The sequence below is a fragment of the Kitasatospora sp. NPDC127111 genome (assembly GCF_042677465.1).
Taxonomy (GTDB): domain Bacteria; phylum Actinomycetota; class Actinomycetes; order Streptomycetales; family Streptomycetaceae; genus Kitasatospora.
Map to the genome: position 1 here is coordinate 1 of NZ_JBHXTG010000153.1, position 5,389 is coordinate 5,389.

Annotated in this window: 5 protein-coding genes; 3 read left to right on the forward strand and 2 right to left on the reverse strand. The window is 69.8% G+C overall.

Annotated elements, in window-relative coordinates:
- Positions 1 to 118: 118 nt before the first annotated feature.
- The gene (locus ACFVHB_RS39785; RefSeq protein ID WP_380332831.1) at positions 119 to 1,387 is read right to left on the reverse strand and encodes an MFS transporter; all 1,269 of its coding nucleotides are present in this window, start codon (positions 1,385 to 1,387) and stop codon (positions 119 to 121) included.
- Between the two features lie 429 nt (positions 1,388 to 1,816).
- On the opposite strand from ACFVHB_RS39785, the gene ACFVHB_RS39790 reads away from it, so the two are divergent.
- The 3 genes from ACFVHB_RS39790 (at position 1,817) to ACFVHB_RS39800 (ending at position 3,938) form a co-directional block, all read left to right on the forward strand.
- The gene (locus tag ACFVHB_RS39790; RefSeq protein ID WP_380332833.1) at positions 1,817 to 2,407 is read left to right on the forward strand and encodes an RNA polymerase sigma factor; all 591 of its coding nucleotides are present in this window, start codon (positions 1,817 to 1,819) and stop codon (positions 2,405 to 2,407) included.
- A complete protein-coding gene (locus tag ACFVHB_RS39795) occupies positions 2,404 to 2,868 on the forward strand; it encodes a hypothetical protein (protein ID WP_380332835.1) in 465 nt (154 codons plus the stop codon). Before ACFVHB_RS39790 ends, ACFVHB_RS39795 begins: the two co-directional genes overlap by 4 nt.
- A gap of 728 nt (positions 2,869 to 3,596) precedes the next feature.
- Positions 3,597 to 3,938, forward strand: coding sequence for a hypothetical protein (locus tag ACFVHB_RS39800; protein WP_380332837.1), 342 nt, complete (start codon positions 3,597 to 3,599; stop codon positions 3,936 to 3,938).
- Positions 3,939 to 4,025: 87 nt separating this feature from the next.
- Here the strand turns inward: ACFVHB_RS39800 and ACFVHB_RS39805 are convergent.
- On the reverse strand, positions 4,026 to 5,389 hold a 1,364-nt coding region (locus ACFVHB_RS39805; protein WP_380332839.1), incomplete at its 5' end, for a phospholipase A2.

Below are 5,389 nucleotides of genomic sequence, written 5' to 3' on the forward strand. Positions count from 1 at the left end.
CTTCACAGGCCCCTGAGCCGTCCGGTCCTCACGGATCTCGAAGTCCAATGCATCCCCTGAACTGGGGTGTTGCAACGACTCCTAGAACGCAAGGGGGAGTCCGGCCCTTCGTACATCTTCAGCCGGCCACGCCCACGGGCGCCGGCTCCGCTTCCGGCAACGGAGTGCGGGTCCTCGCCCACCACACCACCACGGCGCACCCGGCGAGACCCGCCACAGCCGTGGCCAGGCCGCCGGCGGTGAACCCGGCCCTCGGATGGGCCGCGGCCAGGGCCGGGAGTCCCACCATGGCGAGTGTGCCCATGGTCCGGATGAGCGTCTGGTCGACCGTGAGCAGTCGGCGCCGGGCGGCCGGAGGGAACTGCGCCAGGTGCGTGGACAGGGCAACCGCCAGGAACGGTGGGACGGTCCCGTACGCGGCCGACACCGCCACCAGCTCGGCGACCGTGCTGACCGACCCGGTCACCGCCATCAGCACCCCGGAGACGGACCACGCGGCGCAGTAGAACGCCGGCAGAGACCGCGGCAGTCGGACGTTCCCGGCCACCGCGTTCCCGACGATCGACCCGGCCCCCGTGGCGGCCAGCATCACACCGTAGGTGCCGACCCCACCGCCGAGCCGCACCGCCACAAGCGCCGGTATCACGATCGACACCGCACCCGCGAAGATCGCGATCCCGTGAACCGCCAGCACCACCCCGGTCTCCGGATGCGTGCGCACCAGGGCACGGGCCCGCGGCACCAGCACCGGCGCGGCCGTGGCACCGGCCGGGGCGGCCTCCCGGGGGCGCCCAGTCCCGGCCCCCAGGGCGGCCAGTGCGACAGCGGACAGCGCGAACGTGCCCGCGTCCAACCAGAACAGCCCGTCCATCGGCATCACCGCGAGCAGCACCCCGGCCGAGGCGGGGCCGGCGACCCGCGCGATCCGAGCGGTCAAGTCCATCAACCCGTTCACGGCCTGCACCTCACCCGGCCGCACCAGGTCCGGCACCAACGCCCCGAGATTCGGATCGAACAACGCCCCGCCGACCCCCAGCAGGCCGGCCGACACCAGCAGCCCCGGCGTGCCGAACACCTCCCACGTCCACGGCAGCCCGGCGACCAGCACCATCCGCGCCACGTCCACCACCGCGAGCGCGCGCAGCGTCGTGAACCGCTCCATCACCCGCCCGCCGACCGTCCCGAGCACGATGTACGGCACCGACTCCGCAACGGCCACCAGACCCATCGCCGCGCCGCCGGATCTCTGCCACGCCAGCCACATCACCGCCAGCGCGTACAGCCGGTCACCGAACACCGACGCCGTCTGCGCGCCCCACAAGAGAAGAACCGGGCCCCGTCGCAGCAACCGCACGTATCGCAAGATTTTTCGCCCTCCGGAAAGCACGAAGTCCCGGCAGCAGGCTCCCCACCGGGAACTCCCGCAAGCCTAGGGCAAGTTGAAGATCACCTGTCGCAGCCGCCCCGATCGCCGCAGACGCCGGGCCTGGCCGCCGGGTCGCGGTGTCGGGGGCGGTTGGGATGACGACGGGCAGGGACGACGGCGCGCTGATGAGGGGCCGGGCGTACGGGGCGGACCAAGCGCCGCCGTCGAGAGGCGGCCGGAAGGCACGTTGGGCGCCGCCCTGGCGTGGCCGGCGGTACAGGGTGTTGCGGGGGACGTGGTTGTTGGTCGATTCGGACCGCAGCTACTGAACCCCTGGTGCCTGACAGTGCTTCCTGCGCGGTGGATGTAACGCTGATGCTCGTTCGGGCGCCTAACGCTCTGTAGACACGATCGGCCTGCGGGCCCCGTAGAGCGAAGAGGCAATGACTCATGGAGGAAGACGCTCTCTGCTCGCCAGAGGACTTCTTCAGGAAGTGGTACCCGATCGTCAGGGCTCGGGTTGAACTGCTGTACGGCGATCATGGACTGGACAGCGAAGCCGTGACCGACGACGCGTTCGTCGCGCTCTTCAAAGCGCAGCGGGAGGGACCGGTGCCCCACCCGTCGAGGTACCTGCTCACGGCCGCCTTCAACGGGGCCCGCGACTACCACCGAAAGCGCCGCCGCCGTTTGTGGGGATATCCGGTGGAGCCTGCCGACCTTCCCGATGCCGTCGGCGCCGCCGCCTACTCCTCGCTCGCCCACACGACGGGGCCGGCGGAAGCCCTCGAACTGCGCGAGGGCGAGCGATACGTCCTGAGCCTCGTCAACCGGCTTCCGCAGAAGTTGCGCGAGGTGTTCGTCCTCGTCCACGTGGCGCGGATGGACCGGGAAGAGGCCGCGAGGGTCCTGGACATCAAGCCGAGCGCGCTTCGCGCTCGCCTGTCCCGCGCGAGCGCGAAGCTTCGCAAGATCATCGACAAGGACCAGAACAAGCCGGAGACGGTCCTGGCCTACCTGGAGAAGAAGGCGACGGCATGAGGCACGACCACCCGCTGGACCACTCGGGACAGATCACCGACACCCTGACGAACACCTACAACGCACTCCAGAGCGCCTACAGCGAGGACGAACCGCAGGCCGCCAAGCGCCTGAGCACACTTCAGGCCCGGGCGGCGGCCGAAACCAAGGCCGAAGCCCATGCTCGCTCCGGCAGGAAGCGGGCGCGCACCACTTGGGCTCCCGTCCAGTCGTCTCGCGGCTGGCCGGGGCTGGATCTCCTCGGGCTGGTCCTCAAGGCCGCAGCGTCCACTTCCGCGCTCGCCAACGCCGTGGCGGGCTCCGTGATCGCCGCCCTGGTCGCTCTCACGATCGCCGGACGTCTCAGCGTGCACCTCACCGTCCCCCTCGCGGCGACCGTCGGGGTTCTTCGCGGCTTGCCGATCGAGCTGCCGCACAGGCTCGATCGGGAGCGGGAGCAGCGTCGGTCCAAGGACCTGTAGTCCACATGGGCCCGCCGCCCCGGTTCCTAGGCCAACAGAGCGGCGGGCCAGACAACTCCCCACCTACAAGCGAGGAGGTCACCGTGACCAGAATGCACCACCACCAGCTCCGCCGGGACCGGGCCTGCGAACGAGTTGATCGCACCCGTGCCGTCGTCATCGCAGGCGTATGTGACTGCCGCCCGTGCGACAGGCGTCGCCACCGCAAGCGGCTGCTCCGAACCGCGATGATGCACACTGCCCGCGGTCTTGGATACGGGGCCGGCGCAGGTGTGTTCACCCTGCTCACCTGGTGGCTCACCAGCCGCTAGTCACAACCAGACTCGGAGACGCCTCCGGCCGCCGTCCCCAGGGATATTGGGGGCGGCGGCCGTCCATACCTAAGGTGCTGTGACCGAGCAGGTTTCACCAGATCGGCCGCGGGAGTTCGGCTCGCACCCCGCGGTTCGGGCGCGCCCGGACGTCCAGGCGGATGCGATCGCCGAGCGGCGGTAGGCCTAACAGGACTCCGCCGACTGAACGCGCGTTGGCAGGTCGGTGTCAAATGCCGGTGCCGAACAGCAGGCTGAGCCTCTACGGTGACGAACTGACGATTCCGTGGACCCTCTACCCTGCCGCGACGGCAGCGCCGCTCCCCTGCGCGAGGACGTCTCCGCCGCCTTGGAGACGCCGCTGCGGGAGTGGCCCCCCGCTGCCGTGCTGCCCCGGCGCAGGCCCTGCTGGGCAACGTGCTGGACACTCTCATGACCGCCCACGGCCGCGCCTGGCTGCGCAGCTACTTCCCCCAGGGCACCTTCCCGCCGGACCCGAAGACCGGCAGCCACAAGGTGATCACCGGAGTACTTGGCGCCTACACAGGCAACTCCCAACTGCGAAGGCTGTCGGCCGTCCTACTGGTCACCGCGATGAAAAACGTCTTCCTGAACGATGTTGACCGCCAGCACACCTTCAACCGGCACCTGAGCGCACACAAGGCCTCCACTCGCACCTACCGCGGCGAGTTCGCCTTTGCTGCCCTGCTCAACACCCAGGCGCTGCTGCGCCTGGTGGACCGCTACCTGTACGTCTGAGCGCCCGTACCGTGCCCAGAGTCGGCCGGACCGCCGGGGATCGGGGTCAGTACCGTGCTCCGGGCAGCGGCCACCGTGATGTGTGGGTCAGCCGCGGGCGACCACGCCTCCCCAGTAGGTCTTGGCGAACTTGTGGCAGGCGTCGCGCTCGGGCGTGGTGCGTTGGACGGGCCAGGACGGGGCGTCGCAGACCTCGTTCAAGTCCTGGAGAAAGACCTGGTCGACCCGGTCCTTGGGGGAGAGTCCGAGGCCGGTGCGGCCGTTGAAGCGGAAGCCGCCTTCGCCGAGCAGTTCCCGGTAGTTGCGGTAGCCGAAGTCGTGGCGGACGCAGGCCTGGGTGAAGTCGAAGCCGGCGGGTGTGTTCGGTGCGGGGGAGTTGCAGATGTTCGTCGACCAGTTGAACTCGTAGCGGTCGGGGCGTCCCTGGCGGTGGTCGCCGAGAGCCTTGTAGTACTCGTCTGCTGCGGCCGGTCCCACCTGCACCATCCGGTCGAGGGCAGCGATCTTCTCCGCCTGGGTCGCTGGGGCAGCGGGTGCGCCGGCGGCGGCCCAGTTGTTCTGCTTGTCCCAGGTGTAGCGGTATAGGCCGGTTCCGTCGGGGGAGAGGCGGTAGAGCTGGCCGCCGGAGGTGGCGAAGGCGGTGGCGGGGCCGCCGATCTTGGCCCAGTTGCCGTTGCCGTTGTGCTTGGCGATGTCGCCGGTGCCGGGGTTGATGGCGAAGAGGGTGTCGGAGGCGATGATGTGCTCGGTGCGCTCGGTGCGGACGTTGGCCCAGTTACTGGCCTTGCCGTCCTTGCCGTTCCACTGCCAGATGCCGGAGTGGTCGGGGGACAGGCCGTAGAGGGTCTCGTCGGTGACGGCGAACTCGGCGCCGGGCTGGCCGATGACGCTCCACTTGTCGGGGCCGCCGAGGTAGTGGGCGATGTTGCCGCTGGCGGGGTCGGTGGCGAACAGGGGGCTGTCGGTCAGCAGACCCTGAGCACCGCCCCGCTGCTTCTCGGCGTTCTTCATGGCCTTGGTCTTGCCGGTGTAGGCGTAGAGGTGGGCGGCGGGGCCGCCGACCGGGCGCCACTTGTCACCGGGCCCGGTGTACTCCCACACGCCGGAGCGGTCGGCCGGGATCTTGTAGAGGTGCTTGTTCGTGGCGGCGAGGTCGGCGACGGGACCGCTGATTCGGGTCCAGTCGTTGGGCTTGCCGTTGTACCGCCAGACATCACCGGTGTCCGGGTTCGTGGCGTACACGGTGTCCATGCCGGCGTAGAGGTTTTTGGCGGGGCCGCCGACCTTCCTCCACGCGACCCGGCCGGGGCTCCACTGGTACACCCCGGAGCCGTCCTTGGGCAGGACGTACGCTCCCTCGCCGCTCGCGACGACCTTGGCCATCGTCACAGTTGCGACCGAATTCTTCTGGGCGGGCTTGCCGCGGGTGACGGCGTTGGCGCTCACGCTGA

Coding starts and splice junctions, on each gene's coding strand:
- ACFVHB_RS39795 (WP_380332835.1), top strand. CDS start 2,404: ATGAGGCACGACCACCCGCTGGACCACTCGGGACAGATCACCGACACC.
- ACFVHB_RS39790 (WP_380332833.1), top strand. CDS start 1,817: ATGGAGGAAGACGCTCTCTGCTCGCCAGAGGACTTCTTCAGGAAGTGG.